Here is a 22,293-nt window from a genome sequence, read left to right as displayed (position 1 = left end):
AGTTGCCATCGCCGGGCACTTCGCTTTAGATGCCGCCAACTCGCCCTCGGATGACGGCCGAGGCTCAAAAATCCGCAAAAATTGTCGAAGGGACGAAGCATGGCGCGCAATATTCTGATTCTTGGGGCTTCCTACGGCTCCCTGCTGGGCACGAAGCTGCTGATGGCGGGGCACAATGTCACCCTGGTCTGCCGCGCCAAGACCGCTGAGCTGATCAATCGGGACGGTACTGAGGTACGCATCAAGCTGCGCGACGAGGCGGTGCACCGGGCAATCTTCTCGCTCGACCTGCCCGGCAAGCTCGACGCGGTGACGCCGGGCGATGTCGACGTCTCCCGTTACGACATGGTCGGCCTTGCGATGCAGGAGCCGCAATACACCAACCACACGGTGCGCGTGCTCATGGTCAGGATCGCCGCGGCGAAGCTGCCGTGCCTGTCGATCATGAACATGCCGCCGCTGCCCTATCTGAAGCGGATTCCGGCGCTCGCAGGCATGGATCTCGAGGAGGCCTACACCAATGCGCAGGTGTGGGAGCGGTTCGAGCCGGGACTGGTGACACTGTGCTCGCCCGACCCGCAGGCCTTCCGCCCGCCGGAGGAAGCCGCGAACGTGCTTCATGTCGGCCTGCCCACCAACTTCAAGGCATCGGTCTTCGCCGACGACAAGCACAACAAGGTGCTGCGCGAGCTCGAAGCCGACATCGACGCGGTGACGCTCGACGGCCTCGACGTGCCGGTGAAGCTGAAAGTGTTCTCGTCCCTGTTCGTGCCGCTGGCGAAATGGTCGATGCTGCTGACCGGCAACTATCGCTGCATCACGCCGCACGAGCCGCAGTCGATCCGCGACGCCGTACACGGTGATCTCGAACGCTCGCAGACGATCTACGATCATGTCGACGCGATCGCCCGCCGCCTCGGCGCCGATCCGCAGGACCAGGTGCCGTTCGCGAAGTACGCCAAGGCCGCCGAAAGCCTGCTCAAGCCGTCGTCGGCCGCGCGCGCGGTGGCCAGCGGCGCGCCCTTCATCGAGCGTGTCGACCTGCTGGTGAAGCTGATCTCGCATCAGCTCGGCGTGCCCAACCCCGAGATCGACCGCACCGTCGAGACCGTGGACCAGAAGCTGAACGAGAAGATCGTGCAGGGCGGATCGGGCGCGCAGTAGCGGCACGCCGCCGCTGTCGCGATCGCGCGATCCTCGGCGCTCACGCGGGATCGCCTGAGTTCTGACCGCGGCGAACGCAGCCTTGGCTGCATGGCAACGACGCATGTCTAGTTCATGCCGCAGCAGCGACGCATCGCAATCCCGGCGATCGGATGACCGCGGGCGGAACGGTTCCCGGTCACGCCTGAACTCCGCCGTGGGCAACAGAGCATGATTCGCGCTGCGACGCTCGACGCGCCGCGGCCGGGTTGATAAGCCCCTGTCCGCGAATGATGGGGACTTGAGTCGGGACATGACGGTTGCGATCGAGATGGGGCTGACCACGGCGGGCGCCGCGGCGGCCATGGACCTCGAGGAACTGCTGGCGACCCGCCTCCTGGTGCAGGGCAATTCGGGCTCCGGCAAGTCGCATCTGCTGAGGCGGCTGCTGGAGCAGAGCGCGCCCTGGGTGCAGCAGGCCATCATCGACCCCGAGGGCGATTTCGTCACGCTGGCCGAGCGCTTCGGCCATCTCGTGATCGAAGCCGAAGATCACACCGAACGCGGCCTTCAGGTCGCCGGTGAGCGCGCGCGGCTGCATCGCGTTTCCACCGTGCTCAATCTCGAGGGCCTCGATGCCGAGAACCAGATGCGGCGCGCCGCCGCATTCCTCGGCGGCCTGTTCGACGTCGATCGCGACCATTGGTATCCGATGCTGGTGGTGGTGGACGAGGCGCAGCTGTTCGCACCGGCGGTCGCGGGCGAGGTGTCGGACGAGGCACGAAAACTGTCGCTCGGCGCCATGACCAATCTGATGTGCCGCGGCCGCAAGCGCGGGCTCGCCGGCATCATCGCGACCCAGCGGCTGGCGAAGCTCGCCAAGAACGTCGCGGCGGAAGCCTCCAACTTCCTGATGGGCCGGACCTTCCTCGACATCGACATGGCACGCGCCGCCGACCTGCTCGGCATGGAGCGGCGGCAGGCGGAGGCCTTTCGCGATCTCGAGCGCGGGCAGTTCATGGCGCTGGGACCCGCGCTGTCGCGCCGTCCGCTGCGATTGAACATCGGCGCGACCGACACCCAGCCGCGCAATTCGACGCCGCGGCTGATGCCGATGCCGGAAGCCGCACTTGAGGATATGCGCGCCGTGATCCTGGCCGCGCCGCCGCCCGACGCCAGCCGGCCGCAGCGCCGCCCCGCGCCGGACCTGCTCGAGCAGCTCCGCGCGGCGAAGGCCGCCGCGCCGGAGATCCGGCCCGAAGCGATCGAGCTGCCGGTCAGCGCCGAGGAGCTCGCCGAGCGGCGCGAGCGCGTCGACCGGACCTTGCGTGCCGTGCTCGCCGAGCCCGATGCCGGCTTCCGCGCCATCGGCGTGCTCTATCAAGAGTTCGTGGTCCGCTGCCGCATCGAGGGGCTCGGCACGGCGGTGCCTGACCTCAACGAATTCCGCCGCATGCTGACGCATGCGCGCGCCGGGCTCGGCGCTGATATCGCCGGGGACGACGCCTGGCAGGACGTCTCGCTGCGCGCCTCGATCCTGCCCGACGACATGCAGGGCGTCTTCATGATGATCGCCCGCGCGGCAAAGGAAGGCTGGCCCTGCCCCGGCGACGCCGCGATCGCCCGCGCCTATGGCTCGCATTCGCTGCGCCGCGCGCAGCGCCTGCTCAGCTACATGGAGGAGCAGGGTCTCATCGTCTGCCAGCTCGACGGCGGCGGACGCAGGATCGTGACGCTGGTGGAGCTGGCCTGGGCGACCGCGCCGGGTGATCCCAATGGCGACGATCTGCCGGTGGAGCCGGCGCAGAGCGCGGCTTCGGCCTGATCGCTAGGCCGCCTCGGCACCGCCGAGATAGGCGTCGCGCACCCGCGGATCGTCCTTCAGCGCCCGCGCGGGACCGGAGAGCACGATCTTGCCGGTCTGGAGCACATAGGCCTCGTGCGCGATCTCGAGCGCGAGGCTGGCGTTCTGCTCGACCATGAACACCGACACGCCCTCCTGGTTGATGGTGCGGATCAGCTCCAGCACGCGATCGACATAGAGCGGCGACAGGCCCATGGTCGGCTCGTCCATCACGATCATCCTGGGACGGCTCATCAGCGCGCGCGCCATCGCCACCATCTGCTGCTCGCCGCCGGACAGCGAGCCTGCGCGCTGCGACAGCCGCTGGCCGAGCTTCGGAAACAGCGTCAGCATCTTGTCGAGATCCAGCGCCACCGCATCGCGGTCGTTGCGCACGAAGGCACCCATCAGGATGTTCTCGCGGACGGTCATGTCCGCGAACAACCGCCGCGCCTCCGGCACCGAGGCGATGCCGCGGCGGACGATCTGCGGCGTGGAGAGGCCGATCAGCGAGGCGCCGTCGAACGTCACGTCACCGGAACGCGGTTTGACGAGGCCGAGGATGATCTTCATCGTCGTGGACTTGCCGCTGGCATTGCCGCCGAGCAGGCAGACGATGTGGCCGCGCGCGACCTTGATCGACAGGTCGAAATGCACCTGGGCCTGGCCGTAGAAGGTGTTGACGTCGGTCAAAGCGAGAAGCGGTTCGGGTACGTTGGTCGTCATGCCGCGCTCTCCTGCTCCGCCGTCCCCGACAGGCCGTGACCGAGATAGGCCTCGATCACCTTGGGATCCTTGCGCACCGCTTCGCCCGGGCCTTCCGCGATCTTCTTGCCCTCGTCCATGACGATGACACGGTCGGAGAGGCGCATCACCATCTCCAGCTTGTGCTCGATCAACAGGATCGTCAGCCCTTCCGCCTTCAGCTCGGCGACGAGCGCCTGCATCTCCGCGGTCTCGGTCGGGTTCATGCCGGCGGTCGGCTCGTCGAGCAGCAACAGGCGCGGCCTAAGAGCGAGCGCACGGGCGATCTCGACGCGGCGGCGGTTGGCGTAGGACAGACTGTAGGCCGGCTGGTCGATCCGCGGCAGCAGCCGCTCGCCGAAGCGGGCGAGGATGGCTTTCACTTCCTCGCGCAGCCGCTCTTCCTCGGCCTTGACGCTGGCGGGACGCAGCAGCGCCAGCCCCAATTCCAGCAGCGGGCCGATCACCGGCACGGCCGGCTTCACCGCACGCAGCCGCGTATGCGCGCCGATCAGGACGTTGTCCATGACGCTGAGATTGCCGAAGACGCGGCCGAGCTGGAAGGTGCGGGCAATGCCAGCGGCCGCCAGCCGTTCCGGCGAGAGGCCGGTGATGTCGTGACCTTCGAAGCGGACCACGCCGGCGTCGGGCCGGTCGAGCCCGGTCACGAGGTTGAACAACGTCGTCTTGCCGGCGCCGTTCGGGCCGATGATGCTGACGAGCCCGCCCCTGGCGAGGTCGAGATCGATGGCGTCGACCGCGGTGAGGCCGCCGAAGCGCCGCGTCAGCCCGCGCAGGGACAGCATGGTTGTGTGCTGCTCTGCCATCACATCGTCCCCAACAGGCCCTGCGGCCTGAATCGCACCAGCAGCAGGAGCACGATGCCGTAGATCAGGATGCGGTACTCCGCCGCGATCCGGAACAATTCGGGCAGGCCGACCAGCGCCACCGATCCGACGATGGCGCCGACGACGTTCCCCAAGCCACCAAGGATCACGACCGTCAGCGCCAGGATGGACTGCTGCGTGTTGAAGGTCTCGTGGTTGATGTAGGAATAGAGATGCGCGGCGATGCCGCCGCTGACGCCAGCGGCAAACCCGCCGAAGATGAAGGCCAGCGACTTGTAGCGGTTCAGGCTGAGGCCATAGGCGCGCGCGGCGATGTCGTCGTCCCTGATGGCGCGGAAGCTGCGGCCGAGATGCGAGCCGAGCAGGCGCGCCTGGAGCAGCGCCAGCACGATCATGACCACAAGGCTGAACCAGTAGATCGAATTTGGACTGATCAGGTCGTAGCCGAACAGCGACAGCGGCGGAATGCCGGAGATGCCGATCGGACCGCGCGTGACGCTCTCCCAGTTCAGGATCACCAGCGACACGATCTCGCCGATGGCGAGCGTTGCGATCGACACGTAGTGCCCGCGCAGGCGGAACGACGGCGAGATCAATGCGGTGCCGAGCGCGGCGCTCATCAGGCCGCCGCCGATGATGGAAAGGCCAACCGGAACGGCGAAGCTCAGCGACAGCAGTGCCGAGGTATAGGCGCCGATCGCCAGCAGCGCCGCGTGTCCGAGCGAGACCTGCCCGATCGTGCCTGCAACGAGCGTGAGGCTGAGCGCGAGCATGCCGAGCAGCCAGGCGTTGATCAGGGTCTGGAGCACGTAGAAGGACACCGGGAACAGCGGCAGGATCGCAAAGGCAGCGGCCGCGACCAGCAGCGCCCAGCGTGGAATGCGCACCGGCCGGCTCGGCGCGATGAAGGTGCCCGTGAGCGGCTCGGGCGGTGCCTGCCGCGCGCTGGCGAACAGGCCGTTCGGCCGCAACACCAGCACGACGACCAGCAGCAGGAACGCGAACAGGTTGCGATAGCTGGTGCCGAACACGGCGACGCCGTAGCTCTCCACCAGTCCCAGCAGCAGGCTGCCGATGACCGCGCCCGGCACGTTGCCGGCGCCGCCGACGACTTCGGCGACGACGCCCTTGAGCGTTGCCTGAAGGCTCATCGCGGTGTCGATCTGGTTGTAGTACATGCCGACCAGCATGCCGGAGACGCCGCCGAGTGCCGCGGCAATGCCGAACACCGCCTGATTGACACGGTTGACGTCCACGCCCATCTGCATCGCGGCGTCGCGGTCCTGCGCGGTGGCGCGCACCGCCCAGCCGAGCTTGCTGTAGCGCAGGAACACGAACAGCAAGAGCGCGCTGGTGATGCCGACGCCGGCGATGAGCAGATCGAGCGGCCCGATCGTGCCGCCACCGACCTGGAAGCGGACGTCCGGCAACTGGCTCGGCAGTGCGCGCGGATTCGGCGAGAAGGTCAGCATCACCAGCTGATCGAGCACGAAGCTGATGCCGATGGTCGCGAGCAGAGGTGCGATGCGCACCGAGTTCTGGAGCGGCCGCAGGCCGAACCGCTCGATGACCAGCCCGACCAGCGCGGCGGCGACCGCGACCACGATGATGGTGAGCGGCAGCGGCGTGTGCAGCTGCACCACCGCGACCCAGCCGATATAGGCGCCGACCAGATAGATCGAGCCTTGCGCGAAGTTGATCAGCCGGCTGACGCCGAAGATCAGCGCGAGCCCGACCGCAACGAGGGCGTAGACATTACCGACGATCAGCCCGTTGATCGTGTAGTCGAGCCAGGAAGACACGCAGCGTTCCTATTGAAAAGAGAGCAGGCCGGAGCGAGCAAGCGCGATGAGATCATCGCGATTTGGTTTGTTTTACGCATGATCTCTTCGGAAAACCGCTTCGCACTTTTCCGGATCATGCGTCCGGCCATCATGTCAGGTCGGCTTGCCGTCCCAAAGCGCGAACTGCCCCTTGCGCACGACCAGCTCGGCATTCATGGCGCCCTTGACCCGGCGGCTCTCGACGTCGAACGTCGCGGTCCCGAAGATCACGCTCGAGACATCCTTCACTTTCGCGAAGGCGTCGCGGATGGTGCGGCGATCGGTGCCGCCGATCTTCACGACCGCGGCTGCCATGTGCATCGCGTCATAGGAATAGGCGTTGAAGGCGTCGGGCTCCTGCCCGTTGTACTTGGCCTTGAAGCCGGTGATGAACTTCTTCACCTCGGGCCTGGGATCCTCGGGGAAATAGCGCGTGCCGAGATGGACGTCCTCGACCGCCTCGCCGCCGAGCTCCAAAAATTTCGGCGAGTAGACCGAGCTTGCCGCGCAGATCGTCTGCTTGAGGCCAACCTGACGCGCCTGGCGCGCGATCAACGCACCGTCGGAATAATAGGAAATCAGGATCAGCCCGTCCGGATTGGCGTCGCGCACGCGCACCAGCGTGGAGCGGAAGTCGCGCTCCTCCGCGATGTAGCCCTCGGTGACCGCGATTTCGGCGCCGTATTCCTTCGCCGCCTTGACGAAATAGTCGCGGCTGGTGCGGCCCCAATCGGTGTTGAGATGGAGTATCGCGAGCTTCTTGAGACCGAGGCGCTTGACGGCATAGGCCGCCAGCAGCGGTTGCTCGTCAGCCTGGCTGACGGACGTGCTCCACATGAAGTCACCGCCCTTGGTGAAATCGGGATGCGAATTGGTGAAGCCGAACTGCACGAGGCCGCCGCGCTGATAGATCGGGGATGCCGCCATCGAGGCGGGACTCGAGAAATCGCCGAGCTCCATGACGATCCGGGGATCGGAGACGAACTTCTGGGCAATGGCCACCGACTGCCGCGGGTCGCTCTGGCTGTCCTCGAATTGATAGGCGAGCTTGCGGCCGTTGATACCGCCGGCCGCCTGGATCTCGTCCAGCGCGAGGTCAAAGCCCTGCTTCCACTGCGTGCCATATTGTGCGTTCGGCCCGGTCAGGGGGCCGCTGACGCCGAGCAGGATCGGCTCGGACGACTGCGCAAACGCGCTGCGCGAGAAGGCCGCCCCCGCCATCATGGCGGCGAGCGAGCCCTTGACCAGGGTACGGCGATCGATGTTGCTCATCTACGGCTCCATCCACTCAATGTTGAAACAAGCAGCAATTTCCATGCCGGTGAGATTGCCTATTTCGAGGGCTCACCGAGCGACAGCATCAGTCGGTTCGCCCAGTTGAAGAACGAGGCGCCGTTGATGACGTCGACGATCTCGGCGTCATCGAGACCGGCGCGGCGCAGCTCCTCGACATTGTCGGGGCCGAACGCGATCGGCGTCGCGGCCAGCGCCACCGACGCCTTGACCACGGCATTCCAGCGCTCGCCGAGATCGACCTTGACGCCCTCGTCGAGCAGCCGCTGCACGTCGTCGCGGCGCTTGGAATAGGTGCTGGCAAATCGCGCATGCACGGAAGCACAATAGATGCAGCCGTTGTAGCGCGAGGTCGCGGCGGCTGCGAGCTCGCGCTCGGCGCGCGGCAGGCCGTCGGCGACGTTGTAGAAGATGTCCTTGTCGGTCTTGGTGCGGGCTTCCAGCACCTCGGGATCGCGCACCAGCAGGCGGAAATATTCCGACTTGACGCGGGCGCGATCGACGAGGCCGGCGAAGTGCCGCTCGGTCAACTCCGCTTCGGGCAGCGGGTCGATCCACGACACCCAGCCGAGCTCGTCCTGGGTGAAGACGACGGGCGGATTGACTGTGTTTGCAGCGCTCATGATGCAACCTCCTACGCGCTTGCCGCTGCGAGCGTGCGCAAGCCGCTGACGACGCGGACCTGAAACGACAGGAACGCAACGAGTTGGGAGAACGTGACGATGCCGGTGGTCGACCAGCCTGCGGCGAGCAGCGCCTTCATGTCGGCGGATGCGGCATCGCGCGGCCGGAACACCAGCAGATGCGCATGCTCGAGCGCTGCAACCAACCGGGCGCCAAGCTGCGGTTTGCGTTCCGCGCTGACGCGGTAGATCAAGCCAGCCTTGTTCTCGACCGACAACGGTCCGGCCGGGAAGGCACCATAGGGACCTGAGGTCTTGCCGCGCCCGATTTCGATCTGGATCGGCTCGACCAGCGCCGTTCCATCCGCATTCGCTGCGAGCTTCTCGCGATAGAAGGCGGCGACGGGGGACTCGCCGTGAAGCCCCGTCACGAAGGCCGCAACCGCGGCACGTTCGGCAAGCGAAAAATCGCCGGCGTCGATCGGCTCGAACAGCGAGAGATAGCTCTTCTGCGCGTTCTCGCGCGCCTGCAGGCGGCGCGCGCGGATCGCGTCCAGGCCGGAGCCTGGCTCAATGCCGGCGAGCGTGTCGATGATATCCTTCGTAGCCATCATTCAGCCTCGTACAACGCAATTCATTTCAATTAGCCCGCCAGCGCCACATCGGCCGCCGCCGTCCGGGCCCAGCCCAGCGCCGGCGCGACCTTGTCCGCGACCAGCTCGATCGAGCGCAGGATATAGGGGTGCGGGGCATCGACCGAATGCGCCTGGAAGACCAGGTCGGTCACCCGCTCCAGCGTCGCATCGCCACGCAGCGAGGCGATGACCTCGTCGGCGGCGCCGACATGGGTGTCGAACGCAATGATCATCTCCTCCAGCGTCTCGCCCGGGGGAAGATGGCCGCCCTTCATGAATTGCGGCAGCGCGCGCCGCAATCCGATGTCGGCAAGGCGCATCGCCTCACGATGGTCGTCGGCGACGAAGACGCTGCGCGAGGCCATGATGCGCGGCTCGCGTCCCAGCGGCAGCGCTGCGAGATAGGCGTCGATGATCGGGTTCTGGATCTCGGCCAGCGTTGCGCGCGGCGCCTCCTTGGTCCGCGGCTGCGTGCGCGAGAGCAGGAGGCCGTCACCCGCCTTGCCGGCGCGGGCGCCGCCGGCGACCGAGAATGTCGCCTGCCAGATCCGGCCGTCCAGTTGCGGCCGCTGCGGATAGAGCGTGTCGCCGCCGGTGAGTGGCTTGCCGGCGAGCGCGGTGCGGACGACCGCGAGATTGCGCGCAAAGATCTCGTTGCGCTGGGCGCCGTCGAGACCGAAGGCGGCAAAGGCCGACGGATTGCCGCCGGTGCCGACGCCGAGCTCGAACCGGCCGTCGCAGAGCAGGTCGAGCACCGCGGCGTCCTCCGCCACCCTCACCGCGTTCTCAAGCGGCAGGGTGACGATGCCGGTGCCGAGGCGAATGCGCGAAGTCTGCGCGGCAACGTAACCCAGGAAGGTGAAGGGCGACGGCAGGCCGCCCTCGCGCTCGTGAAAATGGTGCTGCGCGATCCACGCGGAATCGAGCCCGGCCTTCTCGGCGCGCACGATCTGCTCGGCCGCGAAGCGATAGCGGTCCGCCGGCGGCGCCTCGTCGAGAAGCCGCGTGAAGAAGCCCAGTCTTTTCAGATTTGCGAACCGTTTCATGCCAACCGCGCCCAACGTTGCAACAGCCCGCATGATGTCCGCTGCCGCAGCGCGAGGCAAGCAGCCGCCGCGCAGGGCTGCCACCCCGGAGCCATCCATTCCTGCCGAAGATACGACGCCGGCTGCCTACCAGCTGGGCAGCACCGCCCCCTTGAACTTGGTCAGGACGAACTCCTTCACCTCAGGCGTGTGATAGCTGTCCACCAGTACCTTGACCCAGGGCTTGTCCTTGTCGGCGGCGCGAACCGCGATCAGGTTGACATAGGGTCCCTTCGGGTCCTCGCGCAGAATCGGATCCTTGACCGGATCGAGGCCCGCCTGGGTTGCATAGTTGGTGTTGATCGCGGCTGCGTCGACGTCGTCGAGCGCGCGCGGCGCCTGCGCGGCGTCGACCTCGATGAACTTCAGCTTCTTGGGATTCTCGGTGATGTCGAGCACCGTGGGCTTGAAGCCCGTGCCATCCTTCAGCTTGATCACGCCCTTGTCGCGCAGCAGCAGCAGCACGCGGCCGCCATTGGTCGGATCGTTCGGGATCGAGACCTTGCCGCCCTCCGGGATATCGGCGAAGGCCTTGTGCTTCTTCGAATAGACACCGATCGGGAAGTTCACGGTCAGGCCGACGGCCTCGATCTTGTAGCCGCGGTCGGCTTTCTGGTTGTCCAGGTACGGCTGGTTCTGGAACGAATTGGCCTGGATCTCGCCTGCATCGAGCGCGGCGTTCGGCACGACATAATCGGAGAACTCGAGCAGCTGGATATCGAGCCCCTGCTTGGCGGCGATCGGCTTCACCGCCTCGAGGATCTGCGCGTGCGGCCCCGGCGTCACGCCGATCTTGATGGTCTCGGCGCTAGCTGCGGCCGACCATGCGGCGAGCACGGTCGAGAGGATCAGGGGGAGGCGAAACGACATCTTGGTCTCCATACGTCTGCAACAACGATTGGAACCGTATTCGCTTCTCCGTAGGACGAAATCAATGAAATGGAAATCCATATTGGCCGCCTGGGCGGGCCACACCTTCTCCATTCGGTACCAAACAGGAAACGAATTCGCGGCGCGGACGGCGCTACAGTTGCTGACCTAGGCGCTACTGCTGTCGGTGCTCGCGGTTGGCGTCGCCAGCATCCATTGATGCCGGTCTACTCGGACCGCCAGGTCGATGGCGACAGCATGATCAGGGCACAGATCACGGCATAAGCGGCGAGCGCCACCGCGACCATGGTGGCGAGCCCCGCCATGCCCGCGCCAAAGCTTGCCACCGCGATCCAGCCGCCGCCGGCGGCGATCAGGATCCGCGCGATCGAGGAGGCGAGCGGTCCCATGGCGCGCCCGGTGCCCTGGGCCGCGAAGGACGTGACGAAGCCGAAGCCGAGCGCGGCATAGGCCGGCGCCACGATGCGCAAATAGGTCATGCCTTCGCTCACCACCTCGGCATCGTGGCTGAAGAGATTGAGCCAGGCGGTCGGGAAGATCGCGACCAAGAGGCCGATCGTCCCGGTCATGACGATGCCCACGATGCCGCTGATCCAGCCGATCCGGCGCGCCCGCGCAGTCTGGCCCGCGCCCATGTTGACGCCGACCATGGTCAGGGTCGCCGTGCTGATGCCGAACAGCAGCGGGATCATGATGTAGTCGAGCCGCGAGGCGATGCCGTAGCCGGCGAGCGCCGAGGTGCCGAACAGGCCGACCGCGCCGGTGACGAGGATGACGGTGAGGTTGGTCAGCACCGCATTGAAGGCGGTCGGGATGCCGACCTTCAGCATGTCGCCGAAGATTCTTGGGCGGAGCGGCACGATGTGCAGCGTCAGGCCGGTCGCACCCGAGGCCATGTAGCGCAGCAGGAACAGCATGGCCGCGCCATAATAGAGGCCGAAGGCGACGCCGGCGCCACCGATGCCGAGCCGCGGGATCGGCCCGAGGCCGAAGATGAGCGCCGGCGAGACCGGGATGGTCACGATCGCGCCGACCAGCGTCACCAGCGCGGGCACCTTGACGTTGCCCGAACCACGCAGTGCCGCTGCCTGGAGGTTGACGATCCACGCCGGAATGGCGCCGGCGAACAGATAGTTGGAATAGGTGGTGGCCGCAGCGAGCGCACCGCCCTGGCCGCCGAGGGTCCGGTAGAGCCACGGGCCGCCCAGGATCACGCCGAGCGTGAACACGCCGCCGGCGAGGATGGCGAGCACGACGGCATGAAACAGCGCCGACTCGGCGTCGTCGCGGCGACCCGCGCCGACCGCGCGCGCGACCGAGGACGCAACGCCGCTGCCGAACCCGCCGTTCGACATCATGGTCATCAGCATGAAGATGGGGAACACCAGCGCGGCGCCCGCCAGCGCATCGGTGCCGAGAAAGCCGACATAATAGGCCTCCGCGATATTCACCGCGGTTTGCGCCACCAGCACGGTCACGGTCGGCGCGGCCAGCCTGAGCAGCGTGGGCAGGATCGGCGCGGTCAGCAGGGCCGCTCGCCTCTGCTCAGCCGCGCTTAGGGTGCGGGCGGCGCCTGGGGTGACGGCGACGCCTGGCGCAGCCGCCTGGCGAAGCGGAGCCGCGGTATGGGCCACGACCTGCGCGCCGGACAAGGCCGGGGCGGCGGCATCCTCGACTGACATGGCCATGGTCCTTGCGCGCCTGCCGGACCGCCGCCAATCGGCCGCCCATTGCATGACGCCCATAATGTAATATTATGATCGTAATGCAATAGCCCCCTCCTCACGATTTCGTTGGCCGGGGTTGCATCCCAAGGAGGCGCGATTGGCGCGGTACGACAAGGGACACCGGGACGCGACGCGGCGGCACATCGTCGACGTCGCATCGGCGCAGTTCCGCGAGAGCGGCATCGCCGCCGTGGGTCTCGCCGGCATCATGTCCGAGGCCGGCCTGACCAACGGCGCCTTCTACACACATTTTGAATCCAAGGAGGATCTGGTGCGCGCGGTGCTGCTGGATGCGCTGGAGCGGCGCGAGCAGCGGCACAAGGACAATCTCGAAAACAGCATCGCGCTGGAGACCACGATCCGCGACTACCTCTCCCCGCGCCACCGCGACCACGCCGGGACCGGCTGCCCGACCGCGGCGCTGGCGTCCGAGATCGCGCGGCATCCGAAGGCGACGCGCGAGGCCTTCACCGGGAAGATGTCCGACCTCATCATGCTGATGGCGGCGCAGATCCCGGATGGTTCGGCTGCGGAGCGCCGGCGACGGGCGATTTCGGTCTATGCGACCATGGTCGGCGCGCTGCAATTGTCGCGGGCCGTGAGCGACAGGCAGTTGTCGGAGGAGATTCTGGAGAACGCGGTGAAGGCCGCGCTCACGCTTGCGAATGGGCGGTGATGGTCGCTCGCTGGCCTCGCTAGACGATGCCGCTTTGCCGCAGCGCCGCGATCGCGGCCGCGTCATAGCCGAGCTCCGCGAGGACACGATCGGTATGCTCGCCGAGCGTCGGCGGGCGGCTCGCGATGTCACCCGGCGTTTCCGACAGCCGCACGGCGGCTCGCGCCACCGGCGCGGGCTTCGGCAAGCCCGGATAGTCGACGTCCTGCATGAAGCCGGCGGCGCGAATGTGCGGATGATCCAGCGCCTGTTGCGGGCTCAGCACGGGCCCGGTCGGAATCATGGCGTTGCCCAGCGTGTCGACGGCCTCCTGCGTGGTGCGCTCGGCGCACCAGCGCGCCATCCGCTCGCTGATGATGGGGCCGTTGTTGCCGCGGCTGATATCGTCGGCAAAGCGCGGATCGTTCAGCCACTGGTCCTCCTCGCCCATCAGCTTCGCCCAGCGCTTGAACAGCGGATGACCGGTGACCTGGCACAGCACCCAGCCGTCCCTGGTGCGGTAGATGTCGGCTGGCGCGGCGGTCTGGCCGAGATTGCCTGTTGGAACGCGGTTGACGTTGATGACGGCCTGTTCGATCAGCGTGGCATTGGTGAAGGACAGCGCGGTGGCCAGCAGCGCGCCCTCGACGATCTGCCCGCGCCCGGATTTCGCGCGTTCCATCAGCGCGGCGAGCGTGCCGAACGCACAATGCAGCGCGGTTCCGAAATCGACCCAGTTGACCGCGGCGCGGTAGGGCGGATCGCCGGCGCCGGTCATGTACACCGAACCCGACATGACCTGGCCGACACCGTCGAAGCCGACGCGGTCGGACCAGGGCCCCGGCCCGCCGAATGCGGTTGCCGTCGTCAGGATGATGTCGGGCTTGATCGCGCGAAGCGAGTCGTAATCGAGCTTCATCGCGCGCAGGGTCTGCGGCGGCAGGTTGGCGACGACCACGTCCGCGGTCGCAACCAGGCGGCGCATCACCTCCTGCCCCTCCGGCTTCATCGGATCGAGCGTGATGCACTTCTTGTTGCGGTTGACCTGGAGGAACAGCGCGCCTTCGCCGCCCGCGCCGACCGGTGCCACGAAGCGATCCTCGCTGCCGTCGCGCTTTTCAACGCGAATGACCTCGGCGCCGAATTCGGCCAGCAAGGTCGCGCAATAGGGCCCTGCGATATAGCGTCCGAAATCGAGGACGCGCACGCCTTCCAGAACTCCCCCCATCGACCCTTTCCTTGATGTCTTCCGCCCAGATTACAGGGAATGGTTGCCGCGGCAAGGTGGCCGGCAGCATGCCTCGATCAGCAGATGTGATCGGCGGGCGGTTCGACTGGCCGACGTTCTGCTCTAGTATGACCCGTCCGTCCCGCACCCAGAGCCGCAGCCATGCCGCAACAATTCGATCGATCCGCTGAAGACCTCGGCAACGCCATCCATTTCGAGCACGTCAACATCCAGGTCCCGGATCAGCGCCTGGCGACGTTATTCTACGTCACGGGACTTGGGCTCACCCGCGATCCCTATCTGATGGTGGCCGACACCAACATGTGGATCAACGCCGGGCGGAGCCAGTTTCACCTGCCGAGCGGCAGGCCGCAGGTGCTGCGAGGCCATACCGGCCTCGTGATCGAGGGACGCGAGGCGTTGCTGGCGCGATTGGCGTCGGTCGCGAAGAAGCTCGAGGGGACGGCATTCACGTTCGCCGAGCACAACGACCATGTCGAGGCCGTCTGTCCGTGGGGCAACCGCATGCGCGTCCATGAACCGGACGCTACGCGCTTCGGGCGCATCACGCTCGGCATCCCCTATGTCGAATTCGAAGTGCCCATGGGAACGGCGCCGGCGATTTGCGCCTTCTATCCTGACATCATGGGCATGCCCGCCGAGCTGCGGAATGGCGACGGCAAGGTTGCGGCGGTGAAGACCGGCCGCGACCAGCATCTGCTGTTTCGCGAGACCGATCGGCCGCAACCCGACTATGACGGGCATCATGTGCAGATGTACATCACCGATTTCTCCGGTCCGTACCGCAAGCTGCTCGCACGCGACCTGATCTCCCGCGAGGACAATCAATACCAGTACCGGTTCTGCGACATCGTCGATCTCGACAGCGGCAAAAAGCTGTTCACGGTCGAGCACGAGGTGCGCAGCGCGACCCACCCGATGTTCATGCGGCCGATGGTCAATCGCAATCCCGTCGTCACCAACCGGAACTACGCCTTCGGCCATGATCAGACGTCGTGGGCGATGGGGCCGGATCAGTACGACGGATAGGACGCGGCAAGTTCGGATCCAGCCGCAGATCGCGGCGCGCCCCGCCTCTCCTAGAACGTCCCGGCCATGGTGAGGCGGAAGGTCAGCGGCTCGACCGGGTGCAGCACGTAGTCCATCACGCCGTTCTGGCAGACGGCGGTCGGCGCCGTGCCCGATGTGCAGAGATTATAGAGCGTATCGGTCTTAAGCAGCGAGCCATAGGCATAGGTGATCTGGTTCGTTCTCGCGTTGAAGAGATTGAGCACGTCGAGCTGAATGCGCCAGCCATTATCGGCGCGATAACCGAGGCGGCCGTTGAAGATGCTGGTCGCGGACGAGCGGAACGCATTGTCTTCCGTCAGCGGGCTGGAGGCGAGGTAACGCCAGCGCAAGGTCCCGAACCAGCCGGTCTTCTCGCCGAGGGTGATGCCGGCCGAGGCCACCATCGGCGGCGCGTTCGGGATGTAGTTGCCGGGCGCGTTGCCGATCTGCGCCTCCGGATAGCCTGCGAGCGAGGCGTAGACTGCCGCCTGGTCGCTGTCATAGCCGCGAAAGCGCGCATGCGTCATCGCCAGATCGGCATCGATGTCGATCCAGGATCGCGGCCGGTAATGGTTGGTCCACTCGAAGCCATAGCGGCGGCTGGCGCGGGTCGCTGAGGTGTCGCCGGCATCGCCGGAGAACAGGATCTCGGAGTCCTGGTCGAGGATGAAGACGCTGAACGAGGAATCGAGGCCCGGAATGATCCGGCTGCGCACGCCGATCTCGCCGCCTCTGGTGCGCACCAGCAGCGGCGACGGCGAGAGCTTTGTCGCGGGATCGCTCGGGTCTTCCGTCGTGGTCGCGCCGCGGGCGTCGTTCGAGTGCATGCCGTAACCGGCGCCGAGGAAGAATTCGGTCCGGTTGAACGGGCCGAGCACCATCCTGAATTTCGGACTGCCGAGCGAGGCATTGACGCTGCCGGAATTATTTGAATTGAACAGCGAGGTGACGTTGGCAGCATAATAGTCGCCGCGCCAGCCCACGGTGGTCCTGAGCCAGTCGGTCCAGCGCACGGTGTTTTCAGCGTAGACACCGACGCTACCTTCGCCGACCTTGTCGCTGCGGACGCTGGAGAGGTAGCTGCGTTGGACCGTGTTGGTCAGCGCCAGATCAATCGCGTCATAGCGCGATTGCAGACCGACCGTGGTCTGCATCGGCAAGCCCGCGAACGAGCCGTTCAGCGTGCGGGAGATATTGGCGCCGGCCATCAGGCGGTCGTCATGCTGGTGGAACTGGTCGCCGCGCACGGGATCGCCGAGGTCATAGGTAAAGTTGTTGTAGAGATCGAGCTGGCTCTTCACGACATAGGCATTCGCCTTCCAGGAGCCGAGATCGTCGCTCTGCGCCACGCGGCCCGAGAGTGCGAAGCGGTTGGTGTTGCCGCCATCGGTCGGGTCCTCCGACCCGAAGCGGTCGAGCAGGCCGGCGGTGATCGCGCGCTGCGGCACCTGGTCGGTCGAATTCCATCTGTTCGCATAGGCCATGCCGGTGACGGAGACGCCGTCGGTCGCGGTGCCCTGGCTGTAGCGCACGAGCCCGTTGAGCTTGCGTACATTGTCCGGATTGTCCCAGGGGCCGTTGTAGGAACCGAGCTCGCCGGCGACGAGCAGCGCCCCCTCGCCGACCCTGGCGGAGTCCATGCCGAGCAGGCGGCGATAGCCAAAACTGCCGGCGGTCACCTGCGCAAGGCCCTGTTCGGTGCGGTCAATCAAGCCGATATGGATGCTGCCGACCGAGGCGAAATCGCCCGCGTCGGCGAAGTACGGGCCCTTGCGCACGTCTATCGCGCTGATGGTTTCCGGGATCAGCCAGTTGAGATCGGCATAGCCCTGGCCATGCGCGTGGGTGCGCATGTTGACCGGGACGTCGTCGACGGTGATGGCCAGATCAGTGCCGTGGTCGAGGTTGTAGCCGCGCAAAAAATACTGGTTGGCTTTGCCCTCGCCGGAATGCTGGGTCACGATCAGCCCCGGCACGGCTTCGAGCGCCTCGCCCGGCCGCGCGAAAGGGCGCGCGTTGAGCTCTTCGCCCGAGACGGTGAGCTCGCTGGCCATGCTTGGGGCGCCCTTTGCGCCGGAGGCGACACTGCGGACGTCCGGAGCCGGCGCCGGCTGAGCCACGACATGGATATTCGCTGCCGCCGGCCTGCTTGCGCGTGGTGGTGCGGGCGGCTTCTTGCGGCGCGGCGCCTCGTTGCCGGTGACCTGGACCGGAGGCAATTGCTGCGAGGCGCCGCTGCTGCTCTGTGCGAAGGTGTCGCCGCCATCGCCGAGGAGAATGCAGCTCGTCAGGACCGACAATGCTCCGCATCGCCGCCGCAGCGTCGTGCGTCTAGACCACCTCGGTCGCATCGACGCTCCGGAGCACATCCGGCCTGCGCCGCCGGTCGCCGGCAGACATGCGGCGATAGGTCACGACCGAGACGAGCCAGGCGAGCGCGAACAGCGCAATCACCGCGAAGCCGAAATTGGCGAGCGAGTCGTTGACGGCCTCGACGAGCGACCACAGCCCGCCGGACAGGCCGAGCCGGTCGCCGATAAGCCCCAACGCCTCGATGCCGCCGATGAACAGCGCGACCGCGACCGAGGCGCCGGTAATCGTGAGGTTGTACCAGAGCTTGCGATAGGGATCGACGAAGGCCCAGCGATAGGCGCTCACCATCAGCGCGGAATCGGCGGTGTCGACCAGCGCCATGCCGGCGGCGAACAGGGCGGGGAACACCAGCACATGCGCGAGCGAGGCGCCGCGCGCGGCTTCGGTGGCGGAGATGCCGAGCAGGCCGATTTCGGTCGCGGTGTCGAAGCCGAGCCCGAACAGCAGGCCGAGCGGATACATGTGCCAGGGCTTCGTGACCAAGCGGAACATCGGGCCGAGCAGGCGCGCCAGGACTCCGCGGGCCGCGAGCAGCGCCTCGAGCTGCGCGGCGTCATGGATGCCTTGCTCGCGCACCTCGCGCAGGATCCGCCACAGGCCGACGAAGATGGCGAGATTGATCGCCGCGATCACCAGCAGGAACAGCGCCGACACCGAGGTGCCGATCAGGGCACCGATCTCCTTCAGCAGGCTGTCGCCGCCGAGGCTGACAACGCCGAGCGCGAGCAGCGTGGTCGCGGCCAGGACGACCGTGGAATGACCGAGCGCGAAATACAGGCCAACGCTTCGCGGCGTGTCGCCCGCCTGCATCAGCTTGCGCACGACATTGTCGATCGCGGCGATGTGGTCGGCATCGACGGCGTGACGCAGGCCGAACACCCAGGCGAGCAGCGCGGTCGCCATCACCGCGGGCCGGTCGCCGAACATCGCGAAGGCGAATGCCCACGCGGCGATGTTGGCGGCGATCAGCCCGCCGAACAGCACGCCGGGCCCGAACGCCCGCCTCGCGACACCACCTGACTGAACCACGCCACCCCCTCCGAGTATGATGTTTATACCAATCCATCATACTCGCCGGCAAGAGCGGGGCCATGTTCGGGGGACACAGCCGGTCACCCGGGAACGCGCGTCTCCACGATCGGCGATGGCGATCGTGACACGGCGATCGCAGCTCGCGTCGAGCGCCCGGGCGGCGTGCGGGCGACAGGCCATCGGACCCATCCCAGTCTCAATGCGCCGCCAGGATCTCTCCCAGAAACTTCCTGGTGCGATCGTGCTGCGGATTCCTGAAGAAGCTTTCCGGCTCGGCCTCCTCGACGATTCGGCCGTCGGCCATGAAGATCACGCGATCGGCGACCTGCCGCGCAAACCCCATTTCATGGGTGACGCAGATCATGGTCATGCCATCCGTCGCGAGCGCGATCATGGTGTCGAGGACTTCCTTGACCATTTCGGGGTCGAGCGCGGAGGTCGGCTCGTCGAACAGCATCACCTTCGGCTCCATGCAGAGCGCGCGCGCAATCGCAACGCGCTGTTGCTGGCCGCCCGACAACTGAGCCGGATATTTCTCGGCCTGGTTTCCTATTCTGACCCGATCGAGCAGACGGCGCGCGGTCTCTTCGGCTTTCGCCCGCGGCACACCCCGGGAGCGCATCGGCGCCAGCATGCAGTTCTCCAGCACGGTCATGTGCGGAAACAGGTTGAATTGCTGGAACACCATCCCGACCTCGCGACGCACCGCATCGACCGAGCCGGCAGCGTCGTTCAGCCGCGTGCCGGCGACGACGACTTCGCCGCGCTGGTACGCTTCCAGCGCATTGATGCAGCGGATGAGGGTGGACTTGCCCGAACCGGACGGCCCGCACAGAACGATTTTTTCGCCCGGGCGGACCGTCAGGCTGATATCGGTCAGGACCTGGTAGGTGCCGTACCATTTGCAGACGTCGCGCATGGCGATCATCGGCTCTGGAGCAGTTTCCATCGCGACTACACCCGGCATGGCGTTCTCTCCCTGCCTAGCTGACGTTGAAGGGAATACCGGGAATGCTGTCGGGGAAAGCCGGCAGCGGATTATTCATCCACTTCTGATAGATCTTCGCCAGCTCGCCATTGGCCCTGATCTTCTCGATGAAGGCGTTGGCGAAGGCGTTGATCTCCTTCTCTCCGAGCCGGGTGCAGGCGCCGTTGTAGAGTTTGGTGAATTCGAGCTTGTTCTCGTAATAGCCGGGTTTCGATTCATCGAGGCGCGGAACGTAGAAGATGTTGCCACCGACCGCCTGGACCTGACCGGACAGCAGGGCCTGCATCGTCGGCGCGTCGCCGTCGAAGCGGCGGATAGTGGTGCCCGAGGGCGCGGCCTTGGTCACGTCGCTGTCCTGCACGCTGCCGCGCGCAACGCCGATGACGTATTTGCCCATGTCGGCCGGAGATTTGATCTCGAACTCCTTCGGCGCGATGAAGGTGATGATGTTCGCGCCATAGGGTTTTGAGAACTGCACGGCCTTGGCCCGCTCCGGTAGCATGGCCATGGTCGCGAACAGGATATCGACACGACCGGAGGTCAGGGCCGGGATGCGATTGGCGACCGCCAATTGCGTGAACTCGGCGGGCACACCGAGCTCCTTGGCGAACAGCGCCGAAATCTCCGCATCGTACCCATCCTGCTTTCCCGTCGCATCGACAAATCCCCAGGGCGGGTTATCGCCCTGGATGCCGATCAGAACCTTGCCCCTGGCCTTGATCTCCGACGGCGTCACCGCATAGGCGGCGCGCGTCAGCACGAATGGCGAGGCGATCGTCGCGGCTCCGAGCGCCAGCAAACGACGCCGATTGAGTCCTGTGGTCCTTGCGTTGGTCATCATTCCCTCCTCTGTCCTCGTCCTGTTGTCTGTTGTTTGCCCTCGTCATCGCGCGGCGACGGCCATCCGGCGTTCGAGCTGCGCGCCAACGAGCGACAGCGGCCAGCAGATGGCGAAATAGAGGGCGCACACCAAGCCGAGGACGAGCAGCGGCTTGAAGTTCTGGTTGGACACGATGGTCCCTGCCCGCATCAATTCGGTGAAGCCGATGATCGCTGCGAGCGACGTTCCCTTGATCAGCTGGACCAGAAATCCGATCGTCGCCGGCAGCGAGATGCGGATCGCCTGCGGCAGGACGACATCCTGCATCCGCGAGACGTAGTTGAGGCTCAGCGCCTTGGCGGCCTCGACCTGGCCTTTCGGCACGGCCTCGATCGCGCCGCGCCAGATTTCGCCGAGGAACGCGCCGGAATGCAGTGTGAAGCCGATGGAGACCGAAACCCAGGCATCGAGCTTGAGGCCCGCCAGCGCCAGCCCGTAATAGACCACGAACAATTGCATCAGGAGCGGCGTGCCCTGGAACAGGGCGATGTAGCCGGCCGCGCCGCGCTCCAGCGCGCGATGGCCCGACGTGCGCGCGAGCGCCACGCCGAGGCCGGCAATCGAACCGACCACGAAGCCGATCGCGGACAGCGCAAGTGTCCATTTGAGGCCGCCGAGCAGAAACAGGAACTGATTCCGGTCCATGGCCCCTCACTTCACGGGATAGCTGAAGTAACGCGCGTTGATCAGCGCGAACATCTGCATCAGCATCCACGACATGACGAGATAGAGCAGCGTGACGACGCCATAGACCTCGAAGCTGCGGAAGGTATTGGTCTCGATCGTCTGCCCGACCGAGGTCAGTTCGTAGGCCGAGATCGCAGACGCGATGCTGGTCGTCAGCGTCAGCATGATGAACTGACTGGTCAGCGACGGATAGATCGCACGCAGCGCCGGCTTCAGCACGATCAGGCGGAACACCTGCGCCCGGCTCAGGCTGAGAGCGAGACCGGCTTCCACCTGCCCCTTGTTGATCGACTGCACACCACCGCGGATGATCTCGATCGCATAGGCCCCGCCGTTGACACCGAGCGCGATGATCGCGGTCAGTGTCGGATCGAGGCGAACGCCGACCAGCGGCAGCGCGAAGAATATGAAATAGATCTGCCCGAGGAACGGCGTGTTGCGGATCGCCTCGACAAAGGCGATGACGAGCCAGCGCAGCGCGGAGACGCGGGATTCGCGCAGCACGACGCCGCCGATCCCGATCGCAAGCGCCAGCACCATGCCGGACAACGCAAGCTCCAGCGTGCCGACACAGCCCCACAACAGGTCCGGAAGTCCGTCCAGCACGGGGCTAAAATCGAACGTGTAGTTCACCTCGTTCCTCCCTCCGGGCGGCCGTCTTGCCGGCGTCGTTGAGATCGCGCCGCGGCTCTGCCCATCCTGGTCCGCCGAGCGGCGGCAAATG

20 protein-coding genes are annotated in these 22,293 nt (G+C 66.2%); 4 read left to right on the top strand and 16 right to left on the bottom strand.

Features of this window, described 5'->3' with window-relative positions; all coding sequences use genetic code 11:
- Window positions 1–99: 99 nt before the first annotated feature.
- Both A3M7_RS49815 and A3M7_RS0123520 read left to right on the top strand, forming a co-directional pair.
- Window positions 100–1,164: a ketopantoate reductase family protein gene (locus A3M7_RS49815; protein WP_027546097.1), complete on the top strand. Its 1,065-nt coding sequence runs from the start codon at window positions 100–102 to the stop codon at window positions 1,162–1,164.
- A 292-nt stretch (window positions 1,165–1,456) separates the two neighbouring features.
- Complete coding sequence (locus tag A3M7_RS0123520) at window positions 1,457–2,968, top strand: ATP-binding protein (protein ID WP_027546096.1); 1,512 nt, start codon at window positions 1,457–1,459, stop codon at window positions 2,966–2,968.
- A gap of 3 nt (window positions 2,969–2,971) precedes the next feature.
- Here the strand turns inward: A3M7_RS0123520 and A3M7_RS0123515 are convergent, their stop codons facing one another.
- The 9 genes from A3M7_RS0123515 to A3M7_RS0123475 all read right to left on the bottom strand — a co-directional run bounded on the left by A3M7_RS0123515 (window position 2,972) and on the right by A3M7_RS0123475 (window position 12,610).
- The gene (locus A3M7_RS0123515; protein ID WP_027546095.1) at window positions 2,972–3,712 is read right to left on the bottom strand and encodes an ABC transporter ATP-binding protein; all 741 of its coding nucleotides are present in this window, start codon (window positions 3,710–3,712) and stop codon (window positions 2,972–2,974) included.
- Window positions 3,709–4,557, bottom strand: a complete 849-nt coding sequence (locus A3M7_RS0123510) for an ABC transporter ATP-binding protein (protein WP_027546094.1) — start codon at window positions 4,555–4,557, stop codon at window positions 3,709–3,711. Before A3M7_RS0123510 ends, A3M7_RS0123515 begins: the two co-directional genes overlap by 4 nt.
- The gene (locus A3M7_RS0123505; RefSeq protein WP_027546093.1) at window positions 4,557–6,380 is read right to left on the bottom strand and encodes an ABC transporter permease; all 1,824 of its coding nucleotides are present in this window, start codon (window positions 6,378–6,380) and stop codon (window positions 4,557–4,559) included. Before A3M7_RS0123505 ends, A3M7_RS0123510 begins: the two co-directional genes overlap by 1 nt.
- A 135-nt stretch (window positions 6,381–6,515) precedes the next feature.
- A complete protein-coding gene (locus A3M7_RS0123500; RefSeq protein WP_027546092.1) occupies window positions 6,516–7,673 on the bottom strand; it encodes an ABC transporter substrate-binding protein in 1,158 nt (385 codons plus the stop codon).
- Window positions 7,674–7,732: 59 nt separating this feature from the next.
- Entirely contained in the window at window positions 7,733–8,317 is a 585-nt protein-coding gene (locus A3M7_RS0123495) for an alkylhydroperoxidase domain protein (RefSeq protein WP_027546091.1), read from the bottom strand.
- Window positions 8,318–8,328: 11 nt separating this feature from the next.
- Window positions 8,329–8,928, bottom strand: a complete 600-nt coding sequence (locus tag A3M7_RS0123490) for a CMD domain protein (RefSeq protein ID WP_049823649.1) — start codon at window positions 8,926–8,928, stop codon at window positions 8,329–8,331.
- A 32-nt stretch (window positions 8,929–8,960) separates the two neighbouring features.
- A complete protein-coding gene (locus A3M7_RS0123485) occupies window positions 8,961–9,998 on the bottom strand; it encodes a putative FMN-dependent luciferase-like monooxygenase (RefSeq protein WP_027546089.1) in 1,038 nt (345 codons plus the stop codon).
- A gap of 126 nt (window positions 9,999–10,124) precedes the next feature.
- Window positions 10,125–10,919 carry a MetQ/NlpA family ABC transporter substrate-binding protein gene (locus A3M7_RS0123480; RefSeq protein WP_027546088.1) on the bottom strand — a complete coding sequence of 265 codons (795 nt, stop codon included), beginning with the start codon at window positions 10,917–10,919 and terminating at the stop codon, window positions 10,125–10,127.
- Window positions 10,920–11,134: 215 nt separating this feature from the next.
- Complete coding sequence (locus A3M7_RS0123475; RefSeq protein WP_027546087.1) at window positions 11,135–12,610, bottom strand: MATE family efflux transporter; 1,476 nt, start codon at window positions 12,608–12,610, stop codon at window positions 11,135–11,137.
- Between the two features lie 142 nt (window positions 12,611–12,752).
- On the opposite strand from A3M7_RS0123475, the gene A3M7_RS0123470 reads away from it, so the two are divergent.
- Complete coding sequence (locus A3M7_RS0123470) at window positions 12,753–13,331, top strand: TetR family transcriptional regulator (RefSeq protein WP_027546086.1); 579 nt, start codon at window positions 12,753–12,755, stop codon at window positions 13,329–13,331.
- Between the two features lie 19 nt (window positions 13,332–13,350).
- Here the strand turns inward: A3M7_RS0123470 and A3M7_RS0123465 are convergent, their stop codons facing one another.
- The gene (locus A3M7_RS0123465; protein ID WP_027546085.1) at window positions 13,351–14,538 is read right to left on the bottom strand and encodes a CaiB/BaiF CoA-transferase family protein; all 1,188 of its coding nucleotides are present in this window, start codon (window positions 14,536–14,538) and stop codon (window positions 13,351–13,353) included.
- A gap of 162 nt (window positions 14,539–14,700) precedes the next feature.
- Here A3M7_RS0123465 and A3M7_RS0123460 point away from each other — a divergent pair, with 162 nt between their 5' ends.
- On the top strand, window positions 14,701–15,588 hold the full coding sequence (locus A3M7_RS0123460; RefSeq protein WP_027546084.1) for a hypothetical protein: 888 nt from the start codon (window positions 14,701–14,703) through the stop codon (window positions 15,586–15,588).
- A 50-nt stretch (window positions 15,589–15,638) separates the two neighbouring features.
- Here A3M7_RS0123460 and A3M7_RS0123455 read toward each other — a convergent pair whose 3' ends face one another.
- The 6 genes from A3M7_RS0123455 to A3M7_RS0123430 all read right to left on the bottom strand — a co-directional run bounded on the left by A3M7_RS0123455 (window position 15,639) and on the right by A3M7_RS0123430 (window position 22,202).
- Entirely contained in the window at window positions 15,639–17,960 is a 2,322-nt protein-coding gene (locus tag A3M7_RS0123455; protein ID WP_027546083.1) for a TonB-dependent receptor, read from the bottom strand.
- Window positions 17,941–19,011: a HoxN/HupN/NixA family nickel/cobalt transporter gene (locus A3M7_RS0123450; RefSeq protein WP_027546082.1), complete on the bottom strand. Its 1,071-nt coding sequence runs from the start codon at window positions 19,009–19,011 to the stop codon at window positions 17,941–17,943. Before A3M7_RS0123450 ends, A3M7_RS0123455 begins: the two co-directional genes overlap by 20 nt.
- Window positions 19,012–19,210: 199 nt before the next feature.
- Window positions 19,211–19,981: an amino acid ABC transporter ATP-binding protein gene (locus tag A3M7_RS0123445; RefSeq protein ID WP_084302433.1), complete on the bottom strand. Its 771-nt coding sequence runs from the start codon at window positions 19,979–19,981 to the stop codon at window positions 19,211–19,213.
- A 16-nt stretch (window positions 19,982–19,997) separates the two neighbouring features.
- Window positions 19,998–20,840 (bottom strand): transporter substrate-binding domain-containing protein, encoded by an 843-nt coding sequence (locus A3M7_RS0123440; RefSeq protein WP_027546080.1) that lies wholly within the window; start codon window positions 20,838–20,840, stop codon window positions 19,998–20,000.
- 45 nt (window positions 20,841–20,885) lie between these two features.
- Window positions 20,886–21,527 carry an amino acid ABC transporter permease gene (locus tag A3M7_RS0123435; RefSeq protein ID WP_027546079.1) on the bottom strand — a complete coding sequence of 214 codons (642 nt, stop codon included), beginning with the start codon at window positions 21,525–21,527 and terminating at the stop codon, window positions 20,886–20,888.
- 6 nt (window positions 21,528–21,533) lie between these two features.
- Window positions 21,534–22,202: an amino acid ABC transporter permease gene (locus A3M7_RS0123430; protein ID WP_027546078.1), complete on the bottom strand. Its 669-nt coding sequence runs from the start codon at window positions 22,200–22,202 to the stop codon at window positions 21,534–21,536.
- Window positions 22,203–22,293: the final 91 nt, after the last annotated feature.

Origin of the sequence: Bradyrhizobium sp. WSM2254 (assembly GCF_000472645.1) — a bacterium.
Classification (GTDB): domain Bacteria; phylum Pseudomonadota; class Alphaproteobacteria; order Rhizobiales; family Xanthobacteraceae; genus Bradyrhizobium; species Bradyrhizobium niftali.
Note: the sequence above shows the minus strand (reverse complement) of the source record. Positions and strands in the feature narration are given on the sequence as shown.

Bases quoted from the DNA above. Each gene is read 5' to 3' on its own strand.
- A3M7_RS49815 (WP_027546097.1), top strand. From the start codon at position 100: ATGGCGCGCAATATTCTGATTCTTGGGGCTTCCTACGGCTCCCTGCTG.
- A3M7_RS0123520 (WP_027546096.1), top strand. From the start codon at position 1,457: ATGACGGTTGCGATCGAGATGGGGCTGACCACGGCGGGCGCCGCGGCG.
- A3M7_RS0123515 (WP_027546095.1), bottom strand. From the start codon at position 3,712: ATGACGACCAACGTACCCGAACCGCTTCTCGCTTTGACCGACGTCAAC.
- A3M7_RS0123510 (WP_027546094.1), bottom strand. From the start codon at position 4,557: ATGGCAGAGCAGCACACAACCATGCTGTCCCTGCGCGGGCTGACGCGG.
- A3M7_RS0123500 (WP_027546092.1), bottom strand. From the start codon at position 7,673: ATGAGCAACATCGATCGCCGTACCCTGGTCAAGGGCTCGCTCGCCGCC.
- A3M7_RS0123495 (WP_027546091.1), bottom strand. From the start codon at position 8,317: ATGAGCGCTGCAAACACAGTCAATCCGCCCGTCGTCTTCACCCAGGAC.
- A3M7_RS0123490 (WP_049823649.1), bottom strand. From the start codon at position 8,928: ATGGCTACGAAGGATATCATCGACACGCTCGCCGGCATTGAGCCAGGC.
- A3M7_RS0123485 (WP_027546089.1), bottom strand. From the start codon at position 9,998: ATGAAACGGTTCGCAAATCTGAAAAGACTGGGCTTCTTCACGCGGCTT.
- A3M7_RS0123480 (WP_027546088.1), bottom strand. From the start codon at position 10,919: ATGGAGACCAAGATGTCGTTTCGCCTCCCCCTGATCCTCTCGACCGTG.
- A3M7_RS0123475 (WP_027546087.1), bottom strand. From the start codon at position 12,610: ATGTCAGTCGAGGATGCCGCCGCCCCGGCCTTGTCCGGCGCGCAGGTC.
- A3M7_RS0123465 (WP_027546085.1), bottom strand. From the start codon at position 14,538: ATGGGGGGAGTTCTGGAAGGCGTGCGCGTCCTCGATTTCGGACGCTAT.
- A3M7_RS0123460 (WP_027546084.1), top strand. From the start codon at position 14,701: ATGCCGCAACAATTCGATCGATCCGCTGAAGACCTCGGCAACGCCATC.
- A3M7_RS0123455 (WP_027546083.1), bottom strand. From the start codon at position 17,960: ATGCGACCGAGGTGGTCTAGACGCACGACGCTGCGGCGGCGATGCGGA.
- A3M7_RS0123445 (WP_084302433.1), bottom strand. From the start codon at position 19,981: ATGCCGGGTGTAGTCGCGATGGAAACTGCTCCAGAGCCGATGATCGCC.
- A3M7_RS0123440 (WP_027546080.1), bottom strand. From the start codon at position 20,840: ATGACCAACGCAAGGACCACAGGACTCAATCGGCGTCGTTTGCTGGCG.
- A3M7_RS0123435 (WP_027546079.1), bottom strand. From the start codon at position 21,527: ATGGACCGGAATCAGTTCCTGTTTCTGCTCGGCGGCCTCAAATGGACA.